At 58.6% G+C, this 522-nt stretch carries 1 rRNA gene; it reads right to left on the bottom strand.

The features are described from left to right. Nucleotides 1–522 (bottom strand): 23S ribosomal RNA (locus I4N53_RS11430); the annotation flags it as partial.

The following is a 522-nucleotide window of genomic DNA, read 5'->3' as shown; positions in this document are numbered from 1 at the left end:
GTCTTCCGACTTAGCAGAGACCTGTGTTTTTGGTAAACAGTCGCTTGGGCCTCTTCTCTGCGGCCTTTCGGCACTCCTTCTCCCGAAGTTACGGAGTCATTTTGCCGAGTTCCTTAATGAGGGTTCTCCCGCTCGCCTGTGGATTCTCTCCTCGCCTACCTGTGTCGGTTTGTAGTACGGGCACCTCAGGCCTCGATAGCGGCTTTTCTCGGCAGCTGCTTCGGTGGCTTCGCCTTCCGGCTCCCCTTCTCAGACCCCTGCCAGTACGCGGATTTGCCTACGTACCCTTCGGTGCCTGATTGGACGTGCCCTACCAACCGCACGCTCCACCTATCTCGCTGCGTCCCCGCCTCTCTTTGCGGCCCTCGGTGGTACCGGATTCTCTACCGGTTCCCCATCGCCTACGCTTTAAGCCTCGGCTTAGGCCCCGACTTACCCTGGGTGGATTACCCTTCCCCAGGAAACCTCAGGCTTCCGGCGGTAAGGTTTCTCACCTTACTCTCGTTACTCATGCCGGCATTC

Origin of the sequence: Thermoanaerobacter sp. CM-CNRG TB177 (assembly GCF_018588165.1) — a bacterium.
Taxonomy (GTDB): domain Bacteria; phylum Bacillota; class Thermoanaerobacteria; order Thermoanaerobacterales; family Thermoanaerobacteraceae; genus Thermoanaerobacter; species Thermoanaerobacter thermocopriae.
The sequence above is the reverse complement of the archived record's forward strand: the minus strand, read 5'-3'. Positions and strand labels throughout refer to the sequence as shown.